Source organism: Epibacterium sp. MM17-32, assembly GCF_022348205.1.
Lineage (GTDB): Bacteria > Pseudomonadota > Alphaproteobacteria > Rhodobacterales > Rhodobacteraceae > Epibacterium.
On the sequence record NZ_JAKRFC010000008.1, the window covers coordinates 259,256 to 280,447 of the forward strand.

The window sequence follows — 21,192 nt, forward strand, 5'->3', positions numbered from 1 at the left end:
GGCTTAGTCCCGGGCCGGATCGGGCAGCGGCAAACAGCCCGGCAGGCCAGCTGGCAAGACCAGGATACCCCCGGCATCATAAAGACGGGCTGCGGCGTCGGGCGCCGCGACGGTAATCGTCATGCTCAGGCGGTTGCCCGTCATGATCGACATGTCGGGGTCGAGCCGCGCGGTGAAATCCGGCCCCGGGAAAACCACCACATAGGCCGGGGCGGCATCACTCATCAGACTGACCGCCACAAGGATGCCCAGCCATGTCAGCAACAGGCAGGGCAGGGCGAGCAGAAGATGCTTAATAGTCATGCACATGCTCCACCCGGAGCCCCTGCGCCGTCAGCATGCGAAGGCGTGCCGCCAACTCTGGCACCTTGACCATGATCAGGTGGCGATAGTCGTCCGTCCCTTGTCTGGCAAAACTATGCAGCGCATCGGGATAGGTTGCCTCGGGCGAGAGTGCGGTCAGCATGATATCGTCATTGCCGGCAATCTCGACAAAGCTTGCACCGGCCTCGGCCATCTCGATCAGGAGCTCGGTCAGCGCTCGATACCGGGGTGTTCGGATCACGATCCCTTCGGGGCGTTCGTCTTCGACCGTAACGCCGGGCAGGGCGGCGAGTTGCGCGGCGGGTATATCGCGCACCACCATATGCAGGTGCAACGCATCCCCTCCGGACTGCGCGACAGCAGCCGCGATCACCCGCGCATAGGCGGCCTTGGCCCCGTATTCGAGGCCGAGCGCCAGTTGCCGCTCCTGATCGCGCAGCGTATCCGCGCCTGTTGCATCACGCAGGGCGGCGGCGTCTGCCTCAAAGTCCCATTTATACCAAGGTGTTTGTTGCAGAAAGTTCGCATAGGCCGCAGCCTGATCCGCCGACAGCGTGTCAGTTGCGGCGCGCTGGTTGCCCCGCAGCCATGTGGTGACCCGCCCCAGAGTTTCCTCATATGCGGCCTTCAACGCCAGTTCGAGCGTGAAGCTGGTGCCGATGACATAGACCATCTGCTTGGTTCCGGCATCGACACCGCCATGGGCGGCGGCGGTTTCGGTCAATGCGCACAGCGAGGTCCAGAACCCCGCAATGGACCGAAGATACGCAAAATCATGCGGGTCGCCCTGTTTCAGAACGCGCCCGTAATCGTCATAGGCGTGGACGATGTGCCATTCGGGATAGGTCATCAACGTCCGGGATTCCGGTCGGTGCTGGCTGGCGGGCAGCAGCGCCTCATAAGGGTCCGGGTGCTGGGTGCCCCGGCAGGTGGTCTCCACATAGGCGACGGGGGCGATCAGCAGAACGACCAGCACTCCGCCCGCCAGCAGCAACCAGCCCAGGAAACGCCACAGGCGCGTCATCTGCGCTCTCCGATCAGCAGGCCGGACCCCAGCGCAAACCCACCCAGCGCCAGGTGGGGCAGGTTGGCCGCGATGCGCAACACCGACAGCTCCGGGCCGAGCGAGTCATTGGTAAAGATACCCAGATCGAGAAAACCGTAGCCGGTGAACAGGCCAAAGATGCCATCGCCAAGGTAGGCCGCACCAAACAGCAGCAGGAACAGCCGTGCCGCAGTGCGCGACATCAGGGCCGCGATCAACGCCCAGAGCGCCGAGGCCACGTGCAGCGCGTCGTCATAGATGTCGAGCGCGAAGATGCCAAAGGCCAGGCCCTCGGCATCCGTGAGGCCGGGGACATAATTCAGCGAAGCCGCGATCATCAGCGCGACGAAATAGGCGAGGCAGATTTTTTGCAGAAGGCTCATAGCGTCCTCAGATAGCTGTCCCAGAGGTTGTTGCGCAAGACAAGCCCCGGGTCGAGTTGCCGCTTGGCGGCGGAGAATTCCGAGGCGCGCGGATAGGCCGCTGCCAATTGCTCGGGCCGTGCATGCGGGCGATAGGGCAGGTAGTAGCTGCCGCCAAGCGCGGTGATCCTGTCGATCAGCGCCCGCGTCATCCGGGCCATGTCCGCCTCGGCCCGCTGCGTCAGTTCCTGACTGAACGACATCACCGCCGCAATCCGCGGTTCGGTTGCATAGGACAGCAGGCTTTCGTCGTCCTGCGCCACATAGCGCAGGGTGACGTTCAGAAACTCCTGATAGGAGGCGGGAATGACCTCGCGGCAGGCCGCCAGGAACTCTGGGAAACGATCAAAGCCGATGAAATACTCGTGCAGGATGTCCGTGCGTTCGGGCGTGCGGTCATCCAATGTGGCCACCGGTTCATTGATCAGGCTGTTGCGGGTCACTGCACCGCCGCCAATCGCGGGGCCAAGGGTGGTTTCGTTCCACCAGCGGAACCGCTTCATCGGTTCCCGACCCAGCTGCGCGCGATAGATCCGGCTGGCGACATGCGCCATCCAGCCGGATCCGGCTGCGGCCGGAAGATCGTCCTGATCTTCGCTGTCGCGGTAGGTGACCAGCAGCGCCTCCTGGAAAAACGTGGCGCGTCCGACGTTGAGCCGCCCGTAGGCCATGGAGACATCGGGGTCCGCGATCGCATCGCGGAACGCCGTGGCGAAAGTCTCGGCAGGCAACGCTGTATATTGCGGCACCAGGCGCCGGTTTGGCAGCATGTCCACCTCCAATTCGGTGATGGCGCCAATCAGCCCGTAGCCCCCCATCGCCTGATTGAACAGATCGCTGTTCTGCGTGCGCGAGCAGGTGACCAGCTCTCCATCCGGCAACACCATCTGCACGGAGCGCACGGTCGATCCCATCGGGCCATGTGGCACCGGCCAGCCATGCGCATTGACGCTATAGGTGGCGGCAACGCCAAAATCATTGTTGGATTGCATGACCTTGGGCGAGAACCCCTGCGGGTCGAGGGCGGCAATCACCTGCGACCAGCGCGCGCCTGCATGGACCCGGTAGCTGCCAGCCGCGCGGTCGAGTTCGACAAACCCGTTGTCAAAGGTCAGTGCGACACCGTCGCGGGGGATCGCCTGTCCCCCCATCGAGTGGCGCGCCGCGCCGATGTTGAACGGGCGCCCGTCGGCTCGCGCGCTGCGCAACTCCGCACGGAGGGCCTTTACCAAGGCCGGGCCCGGATCTTCGCGCAGGTGCAGATGCTTGTGCACCGGCGTTGCGGACAGGCCGCTGGCATCGTCGAGATGGGTGGATCCTGCAAGCGGGGCAAGGCGCTGGGTGCCGTCGAGGACAGGTTGCCTTGCCCCAAAGCGGCTGGCTGCGGCCCATCCTGCCGCTCCGCCCGCACCCATCAGGAAAGCGCGTCTGGCGAGCTTCTGCATCTGGTCTCCAAATCAAATGAGTCAAATCACGTGCAGCATCGCCCTTTGACGACACAGCGGTGCCAACTATGACCCGTTCCCCGGGGGAATGTCAGGTCAAGATTTTCCGGAACTTCCCCCTTTTGTCGGGGAGTGCAGGGCCTGCGTATTTCTGCTTTCGGTTTTGGGGCCATGGATTTATGAAGACGATCATGCGGACCGGTTGCTGCCTGTCAGTTCCGGTTTCGCGCTGCCCTTTCGGAGCGGTCAGAGGCTGATCGACTCCTTGGTTACGTAGACCGCAGGCCAGAGGCCAGCCCAAGTGAGAGCCCCATGACAATCACACAACTAGTTACCCATTCCGGCGGCTTTCATGCCGATGAGTTGCTGTCCTCCGTGGTTCTGACCCGGCTCTATCCGGACGCCCAAATCTACCGCAGCCGGGACGCGGAGTGGATCTCTCCGGCGCCGGGACGTCTGATTTATGATGTCGGCCGGGCCTACGACCCGCAGGCCGGTATCTTTGACCATCACCAGAAGGACGCCCCGCTGCGCGACGATGGTCAACCCTACAGCTCGTTCGGTTTGATCTGGAAGCATTTTGGTGCCGACTACCTGCGCGCGCTGCAGGTGCCGGATGCGGACATCAGCGCCATACACGCATCATTTGATGCAGGTTTTGTCCTGCCGGTGGATCTGATGGACAACGGCGCCCTCGACCCGTCGGTGGCCGGCCCGTTGGCGGATCTGACGCTGCCGTCTTTGCTGGAAACGCTGAAACCCTCCTTCGACGATCCCGATCCGCAGGCGGATGACACAGCGTTTGTCGCCGCGCTGGGCGTGGCGCGGGCCTTTGTCGAGGCGAGCATCCGGCGCAAGGCGGCGAAACGGCGCGCAGAGGCGCAGGTGTTGGAGGCGATCACGCAGGCAGGCGAGTCCCGGGTGCTGGAGCTGCCGCAGGGCATGCCGTTTCGCGCGGCGATCGAGGCGGCAGGGGCCTCGCATCTGTTGTTCGTGGTACATCCGCGAGGGGCGGACTGGACGCTGACCACCATTCGGACCGGTGACGACACTTTTGACAATCGCGCCGATTTGCCCGCGGCCTGGGCCGGGCTCACCGATGCGGCACTGGAAGCCGCCTGCGGCGTGAGTGGTGCGAAATTCTGTCACAACGGGCGGTTCATCGCCGTGGCCGAGAGCCGCGACGCGATCCTCAGGATGGCGGATCTGGCGGTGGCAGAGGCCCTGTCGTCGGTGTGAGCCGCCCGCGATAGCGCACGATCAGCCCGATCAGCGGCAGTCGTACCGCCACGTCAAAGCAGAACGCCCCCGCGGGATCAGCATATTCCACCGCGTCGCTGCGTGGCAGCAGGCGGCGCGGCAGGGGCAGGCCCAGACACCAGCCACGTGTCACCGGATAGGCCAGCCGACCGGCCGTTTGCCGCAGGGCGATGACAAAGCACAGCGGCCCGAACCGTTCGGTGACCGTGCCATCGCCGGGTGTGCCAAAGGGCGCGAGGATTGAGCGGAAACGCTTGTGGCCGAACCGCCGCACCCAGATCTCGCGCGCCCCCTCCCGGAGCACATCCACCTGCACCGGCACATCCTGACCGGCGGCGGGAAAGCCGATGAGGCGCCGGATGATCCGCGCCAACGGGTGTGCGCCGGTTGTCACCGTGGCTGTTCCCTGCCAGCGACTGGCGTCGACGGTGTCATGCAATGCCTGTACCGCAGCGGGCAGCGCCGCAAAGCCAGACCCCAGCGCGGTGCGAAAGACGGGCTGGATCGGCGTTGTCTGCGTGGCGGTCTGAATATCAAGCCCCCGCGCCGCTGCCAGAATGTCCGCGAGGCTGACCTCGCACAGGCAAGCACGGGCACCGGCAGGCAGATCGGCAGCGGGGCGATCACGGCAGAGCAATCTGCGACAGAGCGCCTGGGCCACAAGCGTTGGCACCTCCGGTCCGTCGCCAGCACCGGCGATCAAGGTCCACCGGCGCGTTTCGTATTGGCCAGAGGTGGTGCGCCCGCGCAGCTCGACACTCATGCCACCGCGATCACTTCCGAAGGTCTCAAAGGCCTGAGCGCACCGCCGCAGCATTGGGGCGAGGGGGGCGAGGGATCTGATCCAGCCCATCCTGACAGGCAGGCCCAAGATGCGCAGCCCGTGATGCAGCAGCGGCAGCTCCAGCCCGGCACGAAACAGCACTGTGCGGGCATTGAAATAACCCGGGAACAGCTGCAGGTCCGGCGCGCCCATATGGGCCGCCCAGCGGTGCAAAGATGCGCGCCCCGGCAGAGACAGCGTTTCGCGACGGGTCCCGCTCCAGCCGGTGACCTGCGCAGGCAGGCTACCCCGTGTGATCGGGATGGGCTGGCCAACCTGTGCCAGAATGGCGTGGATCACCGAAAGACCACGCGGCGCCCGGTTGCCGGGCAGGATGGCGCTTTCGATCCGGTCGATCTGCGTCAGGCCTGCGGCGAGGTCTTTGACTGCGGCGGAGGACAGGCCGGGCACGCTGGAGGCACCGGACAGGACAACACACCCTTTGCGGCGCGCGTCGGTGTCCAGCTCCGAAATGCCCGCGGAAAAGCGGGCGTCGTCCGAAAGGTCGATGTAGTGGGCCCCGCAGGCCAGCGCTGCATGTGCAAGCGCATAGGGCGCGTCGCCGTAGGCCTGGAAGGGACCCGCTGCGTCGATCACGATCCGGGGCCGGAGCGCTGCAACATCGGTCGCAAGGGATCGGCTGCTGCGGTCCAGCGAGATCGGCGTTCCGCCATGTACCGCGCAATGCGCCTCCGCATGGTGCAGCGAGCGCCCGGCAACCAGAACCTCGATGCCGCCTTGGCGGGCCAGGGCGGCGCTGAGCCGGCCGCCAAAGACCCCGTATCCGCCCAGCACCAGGACCCGGTTATTCAAGAATGCGCCCTCTGAGGTCGTCCGACGGCAGCGGACAGCTGCGCCGCCCGATCACGTAGCGATTTGCCGCGATCCGGTCATAGAGCCAGTTGCCGATGGGCGTCGGGATCAGCTTCAGGACAGCCAGGGCCCGCCACGGCCAGCCGATGGCCCGCATCGCCGCGCAAAAGGCGGCAAGTTTGGTGAAGGCGCGACCGTCGACGATCACGATATTCGTGGACCAGTCATGCGGATCGAGCCCATGCGCCAGATAGAGCGATTGCCCGGTCCCGGATTGCGCGGTGACAAAACGAAACCGCGCTGCCGTATCATGGCGGGCCATGAACCGCGCAAAGGCCGAACACATGATGCAGGCCGCATCAAAGACGATCAGATCCTGTGTCGGGGGTGGCATTGGCCCTCTCCCAGATAGATGCGGTCCAAGATCTAGCAGCCCCGGCGCCGGTTGGGAATGCGGCGAAGTGTGCCCGCCTTTCAGCCCCGCCCGCGGTAGGGCGGCACGCCCTGATCCGGGATCCAGACACCTTCGGGACATGGGCCGGTCTGGTAGAAGACATCGATCGGGATGCCGCCGCGCGGATACCAGTAGCCCCCGATGCGCAGCCACTTTGGTGCCAGGAAATCCGCGAGGCGGCGGGCGATCGAGACGGTGCAATCCTCGTGAAAGGCCCCGTGGTTGCGGAACGCCCCGAGGTAGAGTTTCAACGATTTGCTTTCCACCAGCCAGTCACCCGGCACATAGTCGATCACCAGATGGGCAAAATCCGGCTGGCCGGTCATCGGGCAGAGCGAGGTGAACTCGGGCGCGGTGAAACGCACGTTATAGGCCACGTCGGCTTGTGGGTTCGCCACCCGCTCCAGCTCGGCAGTTTCAGGAGAGGAAGGCAGGGTGGTCGCGCCGCCCAGCTGTTTCAGATTGCTGTAGATACTGTCGGTCATGGTCAGAATTCCAAAGGTCAGACGCCGCGCTGATTGCCCCAGATCAGGACATGCAGCTGCGGCAGGATACGGGGGGTGAGCCAACCCTTGCCCACGGTTTCGTCGATCAGCCAGCGCAGGCGGGCGGTGGTCTGATCAAGATCAACGGGGCTTTGCGGGTCCACCTCCGGGTTGCCGGGTTGCAGGAACAGCGGCAGCTGCGGATGCCGGTCGTGGGCGGCGCGGGCATAGGCAAGGTCGGTCTTGTCAAAGATCACGATCTTCATCACCGTTTGCCCCGCTCGCTCCGCCGCCGCCAGGCAGCGGTCGAACTTCAGCCAGTCGGTCCTGTGGCCACTGGAGGGCGGTTTGGGGCTGAGCACCAGCGTATCGAGTCCGGCAAACCAGTCCTGCGCGATGGAGCCCTGCGTCTCCAGTGCAAAGCGATAGCCTTCCTCCTGGCCGATGGCGATCACCGGGGCAAAATCCTGAATGGCCGGGTTGCCGCCGGAGATCGACACGGTGAGGGGCTGGCCGCCGGACAGGCGGCGGACCTCAGCCATGATCGCCTCTGGCGTCATCGGCACCCAGGTGTCGCGATAGGCGCTGTCGACCGCATGCAGGCTGTCACACCAGGCGCAGCGATAGTCGCAGCCGCCGGCACGCACAAACACGGTGGGCTCTCCGATCAGGATGCCTTCACCCTGCACGGTGGGGCCAAAAATCTCGGCGATGCGCAGGGTCATGGCTGCACCCGGGGGCGGTATTCGGCCCAGGTCTTTGGCGTTTCGGAAACCCGCACCGCCGCCACCTCGGGCCAGCGCGCCCGGCACCAGCTGAAGAAATGGCGGGCCATGTTCTCGGCGGTGGACGGTCCCTCCAGCACATCGTTCAGGTGCCGATGGTCAAACGTCCCGTCGATATAATCCTTGAGTGGCTTCAACTCGTGATAATCCCGCACAAAACCGTCGCGGTTCAGCTCTTCGGCGGCCAGTTCCACCACGACGATGTAATTGTGCCCATGCAGCCTGGCACATTGGTGATCGTCGGGAAGGTGAGAGAGCTGATGCGAGGCCGAGAAGTGAAACTCCTTGGTGATCCGAAACATCAGCCGGCCTCCTTTGCGGCAATCGCCGCGCGCCAGAAATCGGGGTCCTCATAGGTGGTGGGATCGGTGACGCCGGCCAGATCAAAGGCCTCGCGCCGTTCCACGCAGGTGCCGCAGCGCCCGCAATGATGTGTGCCGCCCTTGTAGCAGGACCAGGTCTCGGCAAAGGGGGTGCCGTGGAGGGCGCCCTCGGTGACGATATCGGCCTTGGAGCGAAGCACAAAGGGCGTCCAGAGCCGGGTGTCGGCATAGCCGTCCAGCGCCGCCTGCTGCATCGCATCAAAGGCCTGCGTGAACGCGGGGCGGCAGTCGGGATAGATGAAGTGGTCGCCGCCATGCACGGCGGTGGCGACGGCCTCATCCCCGTTTGCCGCCGCGATGCCAAAGGCGATCGTGAGCATGATGGCATTGCGATTGGGCACCACCGTGATCTTCATCGTTTCTTCGGCATAGTGGCCGTCGGGCACATCGATGTCCTCGGTCAGGGCGGAGCCGGTCAGCGCCGCGCCGATGGGGCGCATGTCGATGAGGTGAAACGGCACGCCAAGCCGCGTCGCGGCGGTGCGGGCGTAGTCCAGTTCCTTGCGGTGGCGTTGGCCATAGTCGAAGGAGACCAGACGGGTGAGCTGCCGGGTTGCGGCAGCCATATGGGCGAGGGACACGGAGTCCAATCCGCCCGAGCAGATGACAAGTGTTTTCAAGTTTTCAGTCCTTGTTTTGTTGACCGGGTAGGCTGCGACCGGTGTGGGCGGCGTATAGGCGGCCTTGGCCTGGGATGCAATGGGCGGCGGCGGCGTTGCGTCCAGCGCATAGCCGCCTTGCCCGGTGTCGCAAAGCAGGCAGCAAGGCCGAGGGCGCGGGAACATTTGTCCCGTTCTGCCCTCAGAATTTGGAAAAGAGTTCCTGCACAGCGCTTGTCATGGCCCAGTGGCCTATCGTTTGTCCTCTGGTCGGGATGTGGGTTCCTGAATGCCAGCCGCTCTTGCGGAGCGCCCAAAAAATGGACACCTGTGCAGCAAACGCAGACACCAAGGAGTCTCTTGCCATGAAAACCCTTACATTCCGCGCGGCCGCGCTTGCCGGGCTGGTTGCTGTTACGCCGCTTGTTGCACAGGCGGAGGACACCACCCTCACCGTGGGCATGTCCGGTGGTTACTTCCCCTTCACCTTTGTCCGTCAGGACGTGCTGCAAGGGTTCGAGGTCGATGTGATGAACGCCGTGGGCGAAGAGGCGGGTCTCGAGATCGAATTTGAGACCATGTCCTTTTCCGGGCTGATCGGGGCTCTGGATGCGGGGCGGATCGACACCATCGCCAACCAGATCACCATCACGCCGGAGCGCGAGGCGAAATTCGCCTTCACCCAGGCCTATGTCTTTGACGGGGCGCAGGTCGTGACCCGCGACGGCAATACGGATGTCACCGGTGTCGAGGATCTGCGCGGCAAGACCGTGGCGGTGAACCTCGGCTCTAACTTCGAGCAGTTGCTGAACGATCTGCCTTACGCGGATGAGGTCAACATCAAGACCTACGAAAGCAATATCGAACAGGATACCGCGCTTGGCCGCGTCGATGCCTTTGTGATGGACCGGGTGTCCTCGGCGCAGTTGATCAAGGAAAGCCCGTTGCCGCTGCAACTCGCCGGGCAACCCTTTTCCGAAATCCGCAATGCGCTGCCGTTCCGCGATGACGCCGAAGGGCGGGCATTGCGCGATCAGGTCGATGCGGCCCTGACCACACTGCGCGACAACGGCACCCTGACCGAGATTTCGGTCAAGTGGTTCGGCACCGACATCACCTCCAACGCGGCGGAGTAACCGATGCAGGCGCTCGACTTCGAGTACATGCTGGTGCTGGTGCCGGTGATCCTCGGCTATGTGCCGCTGACGCTGGGCATGGCGGCGGCGGGCATGGTCTGTGCGCTGGTCCTGGCGGCGCTGCTCGCGGTCGAGCGCGTGGTGCGGGTGCCGGTGCTGGACTGGCTGGTGGTGCTGTTCATCAGCTTTTTCCGCGGCACGCCGCTTCTGGTGCAGCTGTTCCTGTTCTACTACGGCTTGCCGCAGGTACTGTCGGTCCTGACCCGCATCGACGGGGTGACGGCGGCGATCCTCGGGCTGACGCTGCATTTCTCGGCCTATATGGCGGAGTCGATTAGGGCCGCCATCATCGGCGTGGATCGCAGCCAGTGGGAGGCGGCGCAGTCCATCGGCATGACGCAATGGCAGCTGATGATGCGGATCGTCCTGCCGCAGGCCGCCCGCGTGGCGGCGCCCACCTTGGTAAATTACTTCATCGACATGCTGAAGGGGACCTCGCTGGCCTTCACCCTCGGCGTGACCGAAATGATGGGGGCGGCGCAGAAAGAGGCCGCCGGCAGTTTCCTCTATTTCGAGGCCTTCCTCGTTGTGGCGGTGATCTACTGGATCATGGTGGAGACGCTGAGCCAGGGCCAGAAATGGCTGGAAACCCGTTTGAACAAGGCGTTTGTGCGATGATTTCGATCAAGGGACTGACCAAGACATTCGGGGGGGCGCCGGTGCTCGACCAGATCGACCTCGATATTGCCGCCGGCGAGCGGGTGGTGATCATCGGCCCCTCCGGCACCGGCAAGTCGACGCTGCTGCGCTGTCTCAACTTCCTCGATCAGCCGGACGCGGGGCAGATTTCCATCGCCGACCTGAGCGTCGATGCGGCGCGGGCGCGCAAGGCCGATATTCTGGCGCTCCGGCGGCGGACCGGTTTTGTGTTCCAGAACTATGCGCTGTTTGCCAACAAGACCGCCGCCGAGAACATCATGGAGGCGCTGGTCACCGTGCAGCGCCTGCCCAGGTCCGAGGCGGCAGAGCGCGCCCGGGCGATCCTCGCGGAAACGGGGTTGGCGGACAAGGCCGACAGCTATCCGGCGGCCTTGTCCGGCGGCCAGCAGCAACGGGTCGGCATCGGACGTGCCATGGCCCTCAATGCCGAACTGATGCTGTTTGACGAGCCGACCTCTGCGCTGGACCCGGAATGGGTGGGCGAGGTGCTCGACCTGATGCGCCGGGTGGCGGAGCAAAAGCAGACCATGCTCATCGTGACCCACGAGATGCAGTTTGCCCGCGAAATCGCTGATCGCATCCTGTTCATGCATGGCGGCAAGATCGTGGAGCAGGGTCCTCCGGCGCAGATCTTTGATGCGCCTCAGGATGAGCGCCTGAAGCGGTTTCTGGCGCGGGTTGGCGGCTGACGCGCCTGTGAAAGTCGGGAGCTCGCCCTCGACATCGTTGGCATGGCCCTGATGCTTGCCTGGCAGATCCCAACAAAAAAGCCCCGCCAGACTGGCGGGGCTTTTCCGATTGGAGCGTGCGTCCCTTATTCGGGGATGGAGCCTTCGATGCCTTCGACATAGAAGTTCATGCCCGCCAGGGTGCCATCGTCTGCGATTTCGCCCTCGGCGAGAAACTCAGACCCGTCCTGCTTGTTCAGCGGGCCGGTGAACGGGTGGTATTCGCCAGACGCCATCGCGTCCTTCAGGGCCAGCGCCTCGGCTTTCACTTCGGCCGGAACCGCATCGGTGATCTCGCCAATGCCAACCATGCCCGGGCCGATGCCGTCCCAGGTGTCCACGGAGGTCCAGGTGCCATCCATCACGGCCTTGGTGCGGGCGATGTAGTAGGGCGCCCAGTCGTCAATGATCGAGGATACGCGCGGGAAGGGCGCATATTCCGCCATGTCAGACGCCTGACCGAAGGTGACCACATTGCCCGCCGCCTGCGCCGCGGCCTGCGGTGCAGTGGAATCGGTGTGTTGCAGGATCACGTCCGCACCCTGTTCGATCAGAACCTTGGCGGCATCGGCTTCCTTGGCCGGGTCGAACCAGGTGAAGGCCCAGACGATCTTGAACTGGACGTCGGGGTTGACCTTCTTGGCGTGGATATAGGCGGAGTTGATGCCTCTGATCACTTCGGGGATCGGATAGGAGCCGATGTAGCCGACAATATTGCTCTCGGTCATATGGCCCGCGATGGTGCCCTGTACCGCGCGGCCTTCGTAGAACCGTGCCGAATAGGTCGAGACGTTCTCGGCGCGTTTGTAGCCGGTGGCGTGCTCAAACTTCACATCCGGGAATTTCTTGGCGACGTTGATGGTCGGGTCCATGTAGCCAAAAGAGGTGGTGAAGATCAGATCCGCGCCCTGCAGCGCCATCTGGGTGATCACGCGCTCGGCATCGGGGCCTTCGGCGACGTTTTCCACATAGACGGTTTCGACCTTGTCGCCGAATTCCTCTTCGACCGCCAGGCGTCCCTGATCGTGCTCATAGGTCCAGCCGCCATCGCCGACGGGGCCAACATAGACAAAGCCGACTTTGGTCTTGTCCTGAGCCAGCGCGCCACCGGCGGCCAGCCCCAGTGCGACGGCAGCCCCGGCAAGAAGTTTGGTGAGTTTCATGTGATGGGTTCCCCCTGATTGGTTCCAGTGTTGCGATCCGCCCCGGTTTGCCCCGAGGCTGGACTTTGTTTTTTGTCCGACGCGCATGACGTTTCGAACAGGGATGCGCCCTGCGAATTCAGCGGGACGCGTGAAAGCTCCGGCCCAGCGACGCAGGCGCGCTGCTCTTGTCGGCGGATAGAATGACGAGCACCAGAATGGTGATCAGATACGGCGACATTGCCAGATATTCCACCGGGATAGCAACGCCCGCTGCCTGCAGATTAAGCTGCACAACGGTGACGCCGCCAAAAAGATAGGCACCCAAAAGCGCCCGCCATGGCTTCCAACTGGCAAAGACCACCAGCGCAAGGGCGATCCAACCGATGCCTGCGGTCATCCCCTCGGTCCATTGCGGCACGCGGATCAGGCTGATGTAGGCGCCACCGAGCCCCGCACAGGCACCACCGAACAGGATCGCCAGCGTGCGGATCTTGACCACTTTGTACCCCAGCGCATGTGCTGCATCGTGGTTTTCGCCCACCGCGCGCAGGATCAGGCCGACGCGGGAGTACTTGAGCACCGCCCAGACCGCAGCCGTGAGCGCGATCCCGAAATAGAGCACAACATCATGGCCAAAGAGAATGCGCCCAAACACCGGCAGATCCGACAGGACCGGAATGTCGATACGCCCCATCTGCGGCGGTTTCACCCCCACGTATTTCTGCCCCATCAGGGCCGAGAGCCCCAGGCCAAAGAGCGTCAGCGCCAGACCCGAGGCGACCTGGTTGGCCAATGCGACTTGGGTCATGATCACAAACAGCAGCGACAATAGTGCCCCCGCGATGGCGGCGGCAACAAACCCCAACAGGGGTGAGCCTGTCTCTACGGCGGCGGCAAATCCCGCAATCGCCCCGACGATCATCATCCCCTCGACCCCGAGGTTCAGAACGCCGGATTTCTCGACCACCAGCTCACCGATTGCCGCCAGCAACAAGGGCGTTGCAGCCACCATCAGAGACGCGATCAGAAGGACTGGGTTGATAGCAGACAGATCCATCACGCCACCTCCGGTTTGCCAATTGCAATGCGATAGTTGGTGAGCAGATCAAGCGCCAGCAGGAAGAACAAGAGCATGCCCTGAAACACCTGAATGGCCGCGGACGGCAGACCCAGATTGCCCTGCGCGATGTCGCCGCCAATGTAGGTCAGCGCCATCAATGCGCCTGCCAGCAGAATGCCCACAGGATGCAGGCGCCCCAGAAAGGCCACGATAATCGCGGTAAACCCATAGCCCACGTTGAAATCGATCGACACCTGACCGGAGGGACCAGAGACCTCAAACATACCCGCAAGCCCCGCCAAAGCGCCTGAGGCCCCGAGGCAGAACAGGATCAGCCGGGCGGGTTTCACCCCTGCGAATTTTGCCGCGCGTGGTGCCTCGCCGGTCAGGCGGATATGATAGCCAAGCATATGACGGTTGAGCAGCACATAAGAGAAGATCACTGCAATCAGCGCCGCCACCACGCCCCAGTGCATGCCGGTCCCGGCGATCAGCTCGGCGTTATGGGCACTGTCATATTGTTGCAGGTTGCGCGAACCCGGAAAGCCGAACCCTTCCGGGTTCTTCATCAACCCCAGCGACATGGACGCCAGCAGCTGCTCGGCCACATAGACCAGCATCAGGGACACCAGGATCTCGTTGGTGCCGAACCGCGTCTTCAGAACCGCCGGGATCATCGCCCAGGCCCAGCCGCCAAAAGCGCCCGCCAGAACCATTAGCGGAAAGATGATCCAGGACTCCATCGGGTAGAACGCCAGCCCCACACCCGCACCCGTGAGCGCGCCGATGATATATTGCCCCTCCGCGCCGATGTTCCAGATCCCGGCACGAAATCCCAGACTGAGGCCTATGGCAATCAGCACCAAAGGCGCGCCCTTCACCAATAGCTGTGGGCGGTAATAGAACGCAAACTCGCCAAACAGCGGTTCCCAGAAAATGGTGCGGATCGCCTCCACCGGGTTCTTGCCAAGGGTGGCAAACAGCAGCCCCCCCATCACCATGGTCGCCAGCACCGCCACCAGTGGCGTCGCCATCGACCACGCCCGCGACGGCTGCGGTCGTTTCTCTAGCCGGATCATCCCTCTTGTCCCTCTTGGCCGGATCTTTGTGGTCCGGTTCTCTTCATCTTCTTGCAAATATCCCCGCCGGAGGCTCCCGCCCCAAGCGTCACATCCCCGACATTTGTGCTGAGGATCCTACACATGCGCCACTTCCATGCCATGGGCACCGCCCATCATCAGGCCGATCTCATCTACCGTCAGCTCCGCCGTGGGGCGGGGGGCGGACAGACGCCCCTCATTGAGGGCGGCAAAATTGTCGGAGATTTCCATCAGCTCATCGAGATCCTGACTGATGCAGATCACTGCCGCGCCATTTGCCGCCAGATCGAGCAAGGCCTGCCGGATCGCCGCCGCTGCCGCCGCATCCACCCCCCATGTGGGCTGGTTCACCACCAGCACCTCGGGGCGTTGCAACACCTCGCGGCCAATGACGAATTTCTGCAGATTGCCACCAGAGAGAGAACGCGCTGCATTCTCCGGCCCCGGTGTGCGCACATCAAACGCCTTGATGATCTTTTCGGCAAAGGTCCTGGTTGCGCCCCATTTGAGAAAGCCGTTGTTGTCCAGCCCCTCGCGCACCGATCCGGTCAGGAGCGCATTTTCTGTCAGGCTCATATCAGGTGCCGCCGCATGGCCCAAACGTTCCTCTGGGGCGGTCAGTACGCCAAGCGCGCGGCGCGCCGTCGGCCCCATGTGACCAATCGGCTTGCCATCGAATTTCACCGCATCACGCGCGCAAGTGACCTCTCCCGACATCACCGCCAAAAGCTCATCTTGCCCGTTGCCCGCAACACCGCCGATACCAAGGATCTCGCCCCGCCGAACGGCCAGATGCACGTTCTTCAATGTGGTGCCAAAGGCCGAAGGCGCAGGCACCGACAGGCCTGTGATATCCAAGGCCACATCGCCAAACTCCCGCGCACCGCGTTCGGGCGTTTTGAGGGCGGTGCCCACCATCAGCTCCGCCATGTCGCGGGCCGAGGTGTCGCGCGGCACACATTCGCCCACGTTCTTGCCCAATCGCAGGATGGTCGCGTGATCGCAAAGCGCGCGGATCTCTTCGAGCTTGTGAGAGATATAGAGGATCGACGTGCCCTCGCTCTTCAGCTTCTTCAGGGTCTCGAACAGGATCTCCACCTCTTGTGGCGTCAGAACCGATGTGGGCTCGTCCATGATCAGGAGCTTGGGATCTTGCAGCAGGCAGCGAATGATCTCCACCCGCTGACGTTCGCCCGCCGACAGATCGCCGACGGTGCGGAACGGGTCGAGCGGCAGGCCATACGCCTCGGAAACCTCGCGGATACGGGCCGCCAGATCACGCAGGGCGGGCGGATTTTCCATTCCCAGCGCGATGTTCTCCGCCACATTGAGCGCGTCAAACAGCGAGAAATGCTGAAACACCATCGCGATCCCGTCGGCGCGCGCCTGACGGGGCTCGGCAGGCTCATAGTTCGCTCCGCGCAGGGTCATCCGGCCACTGTCAGGCTTCACAAGCCCATAGATCATCTTGACGAGTGTCGATTTGCCCGCGCCGTTTTCACCCAGGAGGGCATGCACCTCGCCCTCGCCGATGGTAAATGAGACATGGTCATTGGCCACCACGCCGGGGTAGGCCTTGGTGAGGCCCTCGATGGTCAGAAGGGGAGGCGTGCTCACGCGCTATGCTCCTTTTTCAAGTCCGAACGCTGCGAGAGCGCCATGAGTTCTGCGGCCACGCCGATGGCGATGGCCTGCGGGTGTTTGCCCAGTTCGGGCAGGCCGATCGGGCAGGTGAGCCGCGCAATCTGCTCGGGCCCATGTCCCAGCGCGGCAAGCCGGTTTCGAAACCGTGCCCATTTGGTCTTGGACCCGATCACCCCGGCAAAGCCAAATCCATGCCCCAAGAGCCGATGGCATAGCGCCAGATCCAGCTGATGGGAATAGGTCAGGATCAGATGATGGGCATCAGAGGGCGCGTGCGGAACCAACCGATCCGGTTCGCGGGCCGGCAGGGCGGTGACGTCTGCCGGGATCTCATCCGGGTATTTTGAGCGCAGGACATCAACCCAGGTGATGTCGAAGTCCGGCAGCGGCGCCAGCATCCCGACCAGCGCGCGCCCCACATGCCCGGCCCCCCAGATCCACAGCGGTTGCGTCGCGCGGGCCACGGGTTCCACCATCCAGCCTGCGATCAACTGCGGTTTGGGGCGCTGGCCCTGGGCGCGGGCGCTGTTCAGGATCCGTGTCACGGCGAGGGGTTGCGGTTCCGGGCGCACCGGCCGAGCGATGACATCGCCCTGAAGCCGCTCCAGATCTTCCTGCGCGTAGACCTCGTTCAGCAAGGTCACGGACCCACCACAGCACTGCCCAAGATCGGGCCCGAGCGAATGGGTTGACAGCCTGCGGGGCACGTCCAGATGTCGGGCGGCCTCCGCCGCCTCGAACTCCAGCGCGCCGCCGCCGATGGTGCCAGATTGCCCACCGCTCCAGACCAGCATCGCGGCCCCAACCTCGCGCGGGGCAGAGCCTTTGACCTCGGCCACCACAACACGGATGACACGGTCATGGGCCGCGACGGCGGCCCTGAGGGCGTCGACATCAAACCCCATCGCGCTGTGTCCCAAGTGCGCGCCAGATCTCCTCCGCCGTGGCCGGCGCATTCAGGTGCGGATAGGCATCGCCACAAGCCGCAACCGCATCCGAGAGCGCCAGCCAGGCAGAAATCCCTAGCATAAAGGGCGGCTCCCCCACCGCCTTGGAGCGATAGATGGTGTCTTCGCGGTTCTGGCCGTCAAACAATGCCACGTTAAACACATCGGGCCGGTCAGAGTAGGCCGGGATCTTGTAGGTCGATGGCGCATGGGTCCGGAGCCGCCCTTTGTCGTCCCAGACCAGTTCTTCGGTGGTGAGCCAGCCTGCGCCCTGCACATAGGCCCCTTCCACCTGACCAATATCCAGCGCCGGGTTCAGCGAGGCCCCCGCATCATGCAGGATATCCGTGCGCAGGATGCGGTTTTCACCGGTCAGCCTGTCCACGACGACTTCCGTGACCGCCGCCCCATAGGCAAAATAGAAAAACGGCCGCCCCGCGCCCTTGATCCGGTCCCACTCCAGCGAGGGGGTTTTGTAAAATCCTGTTGCCGACAGGCTGACGCGGCCCGTGTAACAGAGCATCGCCGCCGCCTCGAAACTGATCTCCTCAGAGCCGATCCTGACCTTGTCTCCCTCAAACACGACCGCAGAGATCGGTTGCTGATGCACCTCTGCCAAATGCGCCGCCATGCGGTCGCGAATGGTGTCGCAGGCGGCCTTCACCGCCATGCCGTTCAGATCCGACCCCGAAGAGGCCGCCGTGGCCGACGTATTGGGCACTTTGGCGGTATCGGTCGCGGTGATCTTCACGCGCGCCTGATCCACGCCAAAGCGTGCGGCCGCCACTTGCGCGACCTTCTGAAACAACCCTTGTCCCATCTCGGTGCCACCATGGTTGAGATGGATGGAGCCGTCCTGATAGACATGCACCAAGGCCCCCGCCTGGTTGAGATGCGTGAGGGTGAAGGAAATCCCGAACTTCACCGGTGAAAACGCCATCCCACGCTTCAGGCGCTCATTATTGGCATTCCAGGCCGCGATCTTTGCCCGTCGTGCCGCGTAGTCCGAACTCTCCAGCAACTGCGCCGTCATCTCATGCAGCTCAAAATCCGTGACCGGCATGCCATAGGGCGTGGTGTTGTCTTTCAGCTTTTCAGAAATATCTCGGGGGGAGGCCGCAGGCCGGGGGGCAGAGCCCCCTCTGCTCGAATCTGCGGCAGAGCGTCCCGTATCAGGCGCATTGTAGTAATTGCGCACCCGTAGTTCCACGGGATCAATCCCCAGAACATGCGCCGCATGGTCCATCACCCGTTCGACCCCGACCATCCCTTGCGGGCCGCCAAAGCCGCGATAGGCGGTGGCGCTTTGCAGGTTGGTTTTCAAACGGTGGCTTTCGATGCGGATCGCGGGGATCGCATAGGCGTTGTCGGCATGTAGCATGGCGCGGTCCGCCACCGGCAGCGACAGATCCTGCGCCCAGCCGCAGTTGACAAGATGCGTGAACGCGATGCCCTCAATGCGCCCCTGCGCATCAAAGCCCGCGCGGTAGGAAATCCGAAACGCATGGCGCTTGCCGGTGATGGTCATGTCATCGTCGCGGTCATAGCGCATCTTGCAGGCCTTGCCGGTGAGGCGCGCGGCCACGGCGCAGGCGACGGCCAGCGCGTTGCCCTGACTTTCCTTGCCGCCAAAACCCCCGCCCATCCGCCGGGTTTCCACCCGCACCGCATGCATCGGCAGGCCAATGGCCTCGGCCACCTTATGCTGTATTTCGGTGGGGTGTTGGGTGGAGGAGTTGACGATCATGCCGCCATCCTCCTGTGGCAGCGCCAGCGCGGCCTGACCTTCGAGGTAGAAATGTTCCTGCCCGCCGATCTCGAAGGTGTCCTCGATCACATGTGCCGCCGAAGCGATGGCGGCAGAGGCGTCGCCTTTTTGATAAATGCGCGGACCTTCCTCGAAGCGGCTGTCGGCAGCGAGCGCCGCGTCAAGGGTCAGCAGAGCCTCTTCTTCGGCGTATTCTACCTTGCCCTTCCGTGCGGCAATGCGGGCGGCGCGATGGGAGGTTGCGACCACAAGAAACACCGGCTGACCCAGATAGTGCACCTCTCCCTTGGCCAACAGCGGCTCGTCATGGGCCGAGGGCGACACATCATTGTCGAACGGCAGATCTTCCGCTGTCAGCACCGCGACAACACCTTGGGATGCGCGCACTTCCGCGAGGTCCACTGCTGTGATTGTGCCCTTTGCAATCGGCGCAAGGCCAAAGGCCAGATGCAGCGTGCCCTTGGGTGTCGGAATGTCATCGACATAGCGGGCCTGGCCCGTCACATGCAGAGCTGCCGCATCATGGGGCAGGGGTTTTGCAACACTCATAGGTCCACCTCCAACACATGCTCAGAGGCGCCATTCAGATCTGTGAAATAGCGCGTGAGCATATTGCGGGCGCAGTTCAGCCGATAGGCGGCGGAGGCACGCATGTCACTCATGGGGGTGAAATCCTGATCAAAAGCGGCTTTGGCGGCCTCGATCGTCGCGTCTGTCCACGGCTGGCCGAGCAGGGCGGCCTCCACATGCGTGGCGCGCTTTGGGATGCCTGCCATGCCGCCAAAGGCGATGGCGGCTGCGGTCACGCTGCCATTGACTACGGTGACATTAAACGCGCCCAGCACCGCAGATATATCCTGATCGAAGCGTTTGGAGAGTTTATAGACCCGAAGGCTGTCGGGTTGGCGCGCAAAGCTCACGGCCTCGACAAATTCACCCGGGGCGCGATCCTGTTTGCCGTAGTCGATAAAGAAGTCCTGCAACGGGATGGCGCGGCGGGTGTCTGCGTGGCGCAGGTGCAATGTGGCGCGCAAGGCGATGAGGGCAGGCGGGTTGTCCCCGATGGGAGAGCCGTTGGCGATATTGCCGCCGATGGTTGCTGCGGCGCGGACCTGCTGGCTGGCGTAGCGGCGGATCATCTCGGCGTAGGAGGCGTGGAGCGGCTCAAGGGCGGCGCGGACACGGTTCATATCCGCCATTGCCCCGATGCGGACCTCGGTTTCGCTGATGGTGATGTCCTTCAGATCCGTGCAGCCATCAAGGAAGATCACATCATCCAGATCGCGCAATTGCTTGGTGACCCAAAGCCCGACATCGGTGGCTCCGGCGATCAGCGTGGCATCGGGGCGGGCGGCATAGGTCGCGGCCAGCTCATCCGAAGATCTGGGGCGCAAGAGAGATGGAGGCGCTGCCACAGGGATGTCGGAGGGGGGCTCTGCCCCCCGGTCTGCGACCTCCCCCCGAGATATTTCGGAAAAGATGAAGGATGAATCCTGCCTGATATGCTCCGGCACAGGGGCGCCTTGGGCGGCTTCGGCGGCGCGGATGATCGGCGCATAGCCGGTGCAGCGGCAGAGGTTGCCGGCAAGTTGGTCGTCATGATCGGTGGCACCGTTGGTATGGGCGGTGACCATCGACATGATGAAGCCCGGGGTGCAAAAACCGCATTGGCTGCCGTGGAGATCGACCATTGCCTGTTGCACCGGGTGCAGGGTGCCATCCGGGTGGGCGACGCCTTCGACCGTGCGTATGGATTTGCCGTGGAGTTGCGGCAGGAACAGGATGCAGGCGTTCAGCGCCCGGGCACCACTCTGGTCGGTGACCATCACGGTACACGCGCCGCAATCGCCCTCGTTGCAGCCTTCCTTGGTTCCGGTGAGACCACGGTCCTCGCGCAGCCAGTCCAGAAGCGTTGTCGTTGGCTGGGGTTCTGGAAGCGAGACCTCTTCACCGTTGAGATGAAAGGTAATCGTCATCTTGAAAAGCCCGTCGCGGTACCCTGTTGTCCCCTGCTGCGCGACCTTCGATGCGACGTAGAAAGCGCGCGGGATGATTGTCCTGTTGTTGCACTCAGCTTGTGAGGCGCCGCCTGCCAAAGCAAGACTT

Annotated in this window: 20 protein-coding genes and 1 pseudogene; 4 read left to right on the top strand and 17 right to left on the bottom strand. The window is 63.6% G+C overall.

What is annotated here, in order from left to right:
• Positions 1–3 precede the first annotated feature (3 nt).
• From MHM88_RS14870 to MHM88_RS14885, 4 genes are read right to left on the bottom strand one after another with little or no spacing between them, the layout of a single operon-like run.
• Positions 4–303, bottom strand: coding sequence for a hypothetical protein (locus tag MHM88_RS14870; RefSeq protein ID WP_239366863.1), 300 nt, complete (start codon positions 301–303; stop codon positions 4–6).
• Positions 293–1,348: a hypothetical protein gene (locus MHM88_RS14875; protein WP_239366865.1), complete on the bottom strand. Its 1,056-nt coding sequence runs from the start codon at positions 1,346–1,348 to the stop codon at positions 293–295. The genes MHM88_RS14870 and MHM88_RS14875 overlap by 11 nt, the downstream gene beginning before the upstream one ends.
• On the bottom strand, positions 1,345–1,752 hold the full coding sequence (locus tag MHM88_RS14880; protein WP_239323177.1) for a DUF4383 domain-containing protein: 408 nt from the start codon (positions 1,750–1,752) through the stop codon (positions 1,345–1,347). The genes MHM88_RS14875 and MHM88_RS14880 overlap by 4 nt, the downstream gene beginning before the upstream one ends.
• Entirely contained in the window at positions 1,749–3,236 is a 1,488-nt protein-coding gene (locus tag MHM88_RS14885) for an FAD-binding protein (RefSeq protein WP_239366867.1), read from the bottom strand. The genes MHM88_RS14880 and MHM88_RS14885 overlap by 4 nt, the downstream gene beginning before the upstream one ends.
• A gap of 306 nt (positions 3,237–3,542) precedes the next feature.
• Here MHM88_RS14885 and MHM88_RS14890 point away from each other — a divergent pair.
• Positions 3,543–4,475 (top strand): annotated as a pseudogene (locus MHM88_RS14890) (MYG1 family protein); the annotation flags it as partial.
• On the opposite strand, the gene MHM88_RS14895 reads toward MHM88_RS14890, so the two are convergent.
• The 6 genes from MHM88_RS14895 to queC form a co-directional block, all read right to left on the bottom strand.
• Entirely contained in the window at positions 4,429–6,132 is a 1,704-nt protein-coding gene (locus MHM88_RS14895; RefSeq protein ID WP_239366871.1) for an SDR family oxidoreductase, read from the bottom strand. The pseudogene MHM88_RS14890 and the gene MHM88_RS14895 overlap by 47 nt on opposite strands.
• Positions 6,125–6,526 carry a thiol-disulfide oxidoreductase DCC family protein gene (locus MHM88_RS14900; RefSeq protein WP_239366886.1) on the bottom strand — a complete coding sequence of 134 codons (402 nt, stop codon included), beginning with the start codon at positions 6,524–6,526 and terminating at the stop codon, positions 6,125–6,127. Before MHM88_RS14900 ends, MHM88_RS14895 begins: the two co-directional genes overlap by 8 nt.
• Positions 6,527–6,606: 80 nt before the next feature.
• Positions 6,607–7,071, bottom strand: a complete 465-nt coding sequence (gene queF / locus MHM88_RS14905) for a preQ(1) synthase (protein WP_239366889.1) — start codon at positions 7,069–7,071, stop codon at positions 6,607–6,609.
• Between the two features lie 17 nt (positions 7,072–7,088).
• Entirely contained in the window at positions 7,089–7,796 is a 708-nt protein-coding gene (gene queE / locus MHM88_RS14910; protein WP_239366892.1) for a 7-carboxy-7-deazaguanine synthase QueE, read from the bottom strand.
• Positions 7,793–8,158, bottom strand: coding sequence for a 6-carboxytetrahydropterin synthase QueD (gene queD, locus MHM88_RS14915; RefSeq protein WP_239366895.1), 366 nt, complete (start codon positions 8,156–8,158; stop codon positions 7,793–7,795). The genes queE and queD overlap by 4 nt, the downstream gene beginning before the upstream one ends.
• Positions 8,158–8,859 carry a 7-cyano-7-deazaguanine synthase QueC gene (gene queC / locus MHM88_RS14920; RefSeq protein WP_239366904.1) on the bottom strand — a complete coding sequence of 234 codons (702 nt, stop codon included), beginning with the start codon at positions 8,857–8,859 and terminating at the stop codon, positions 8,158–8,160. The genes queD and queC overlap by 1 nt, the downstream gene beginning before the upstream one ends.
• A 344-nt stretch (positions 8,860–9,203) precedes the next feature.
• Between queC and MHM88_RS14925 the strand changes: the two genes are divergently transcribed.
• From MHM88_RS14925 to MHM88_RS14935, 3 genes are read left to right on the top strand one after another with little or no spacing between them, the layout of a single operon-like run.
• Positions 9,204–9,974: an amino acid ABC transporter substrate-binding protein gene (locus MHM88_RS14925; RefSeq protein ID WP_239366906.1), complete on the top strand. Its 771-nt coding sequence runs from the start codon at positions 9,204–9,206 to the stop codon at positions 9,972–9,974.
• A 3-nt stretch (positions 9,975–9,977) separates the two neighbouring features.
• Complete coding sequence (locus MHM88_RS14930; protein WP_239366908.1) at positions 9,978–10,652, top strand: amino acid ABC transporter permease; 675 nt, start codon at positions 9,978–9,980, stop codon at positions 10,650–10,652.
• Positions 10,649–11,383 carry an amino acid ABC transporter ATP-binding protein gene (locus MHM88_RS14935; protein ID WP_239366910.1) on the top strand — a complete coding sequence of 245 codons (735 nt, stop codon included), beginning with the start codon at positions 10,649–10,651 and terminating at the stop codon, positions 11,381–11,383. Before MHM88_RS14930 ends, MHM88_RS14935 begins: the two co-directional genes overlap by 4 nt.
• Before the next feature lie 125 nt (positions 11,384–11,508).
• Here MHM88_RS14935 and MHM88_RS14940 read toward each other — a convergent pair whose 3' ends face one another.
• From MHM88_RS14940 to xdhA, 7 genes are all read right to left on the bottom strand, one after another.
• Positions 11,509–12,585 carry a BMP family ABC transporter substrate-binding protein gene (locus tag MHM88_RS14940; RefSeq protein ID WP_239366919.1) on the bottom strand — a complete coding sequence of 359 codons (1,077 nt, stop codon included), beginning with the start codon at positions 12,583–12,585 and terminating at the stop codon, positions 11,509–11,511.
• A 118-nt stretch (positions 12,586–12,703) separates the two neighbouring features.
• Positions 12,704–13,624, bottom strand: a complete 921-nt coding sequence (locus MHM88_RS14945) for an ABC transporter permease (protein WP_005633095.1) — start codon at positions 13,622–13,624, stop codon at positions 12,704–12,706.
• Entirely contained in the window at positions 13,624–14,706 is a 1,083-nt protein-coding gene (locus MHM88_RS14950; RefSeq protein WP_005633093.1) for an ABC transporter permease, read from the bottom strand. The genes MHM88_RS14945 and MHM88_RS14950 overlap by 1 nt, the downstream gene beginning before the upstream one ends.
• 117 nt (positions 14,707–14,823) lie before the next feature.
• A complete protein-coding gene (locus MHM88_RS14955; protein WP_239366922.1) occupies positions 14,824–16,344 on the bottom strand; it encodes an ABC transporter ATP-binding protein in 1,521 nt (506 codons plus the stop codon).
• Entirely contained in the window at positions 16,341–17,276 is a 936-nt protein-coding gene (gene xdhC / locus MHM88_RS14960; protein WP_239366925.1) for a xanthine dehydrogenase accessory protein XdhC, read from the bottom strand. The genes MHM88_RS14955 and xdhC overlap by 4 nt, the downstream gene beginning before the upstream one ends.
• Positions 17,266–19,635 carry a xanthine dehydrogenase molybdopterin binding subunit gene (xdhB, locus tag MHM88_RS14965; RefSeq protein ID WP_239366928.1) on the bottom strand — a complete coding sequence of 790 codons (2,370 nt, stop codon included), beginning with the start codon at positions 19,633–19,635 and terminating at the stop codon, positions 17,266–17,268. The genes xdhC and xdhB overlap by 11 nt, the downstream gene beginning before the upstream one ends.
• Positions 19,632–21,062 (bottom strand): xanthine dehydrogenase small subunit, encoded by a 1,431-nt coding sequence (gene xdhA / locus MHM88_RS14970; RefSeq protein ID WP_239366931.1) that lies wholly within the window; start codon positions 21,060–21,062, stop codon positions 19,632–19,634. The genes xdhB and xdhA overlap by 4 nt, the downstream gene beginning before the upstream one ends.
• Between the last annotated feature and the right edge of the window lie 130 nt (positions 21,063–21,192).

Bases quoted from the DNA above. Each gene is read 5' to 3' on its own strand.
- MHM88_RS14870 (WP_239366863.1), bottom strand. From the start codon at position 303: ATGACTATTAAGCATCTTCTGCTCGCCCTGCCCTGCCTGTTGCTGACA.
- MHM88_RS14875 (WP_239366865.1), bottom strand. From the start codon at position 1,348: ATGACGCGCCTGTGGCGTTTCCTGGGCTGGTTGCTGCTGGCGGGCGGA.
- MHM88_RS14880 (WP_239323177.1), bottom strand. From the start codon at position 1,752: ATGAGCCTTCTGCAAAAAATCTGCCTCGCCTATTTCGTCGCGCTGATG.
- MHM88_RS14885 (WP_239366867.1), bottom strand. From the start codon at position 3,236: ATGCAGAAGCTCGCCAGACGCGCTTTCCTGATGGGTGCGGGCGGAGCG.
- MHM88_RS14900 (WP_239366886.1), bottom strand. From the start codon at position 6,526: ATGCCACCCCCGACACAGGATCTGATCGTCTTTGATGCGGCCTGCATC.
- queF (WP_239366889.1), bottom strand. From the start codon at position 7,071: ATGACCGACAGTATCTACAGCAATCTGAAACAGCTGGGCGGCGCGACC.
- queE (WP_239366892.1), bottom strand. From the start codon at position 7,796: ATGACCCTGCGCATCGCCGAGATTTTTGGCCCCACCGTGCAGGGTGAA.
- queD (WP_239366895.1), bottom strand. From the start codon at position 8,158: ATGTTTCGGATCACCAAGGAGTTTCACTTCTCGGCCTCGCATCAGCTC.
- MHM88_RS14925 (WP_239366906.1), top strand. From the start codon at position 9,204: ATGAAAACCCTTACATTCCGCGCGGCCGCGCTTGCCGGGCTGGTTGCT.
- MHM88_RS14930 (WP_239366908.1), top strand. From the start codon at position 9,978: ATGCAGGCGCTCGACTTCGAGTACATGCTGGTGCTGGTGCCGGTGATC.
- MHM88_RS14935 (WP_239366910.1), top strand. From the start codon at position 10,649: ATGATTTCGATCAAGGGACTGACCAAGACATTCGGGGGGGCGCCGGTG.
- MHM88_RS14940 (WP_239366919.1), bottom strand. From the start codon at position 12,585: ATGAAACTCACCAAACTTCTTGCCGGGGCTGCCGTCGCACTGGGGCTG.
- MHM88_RS14945 (WP_005633095.1), bottom strand. From the start codon at position 13,624: ATGGATCTGTCTGCTATCAACCCAGTCCTTCTGATCGCGTCTCTGATG.
- MHM88_RS14950 (WP_005633093.1), bottom strand. From the start codon at position 14,706: ATGATCCGGCTAGAGAAACGACCGCAGCCGTCGCGGGCGTGGTCGATG.
- xdhC (WP_239366925.1), bottom strand. From the start codon at position 17,276: ATGGGGTTTGATGTCGACGCCCTCAGGGCCGCCGTCGCGGCCCATGAC.
- xdhB (WP_239366928.1), bottom strand. From the start codon at position 19,635: ATGAGTGTTGCAAAACCCCTGCCCCATGATGCGGCAGCTCTGCATGTG.
- xdhA (WP_239366931.1), bottom strand. From the start codon at position 21,062: ATGACGATTACCTTTCATCTCAACGGTGAAGAGGTCTCGCTTCCAGAA.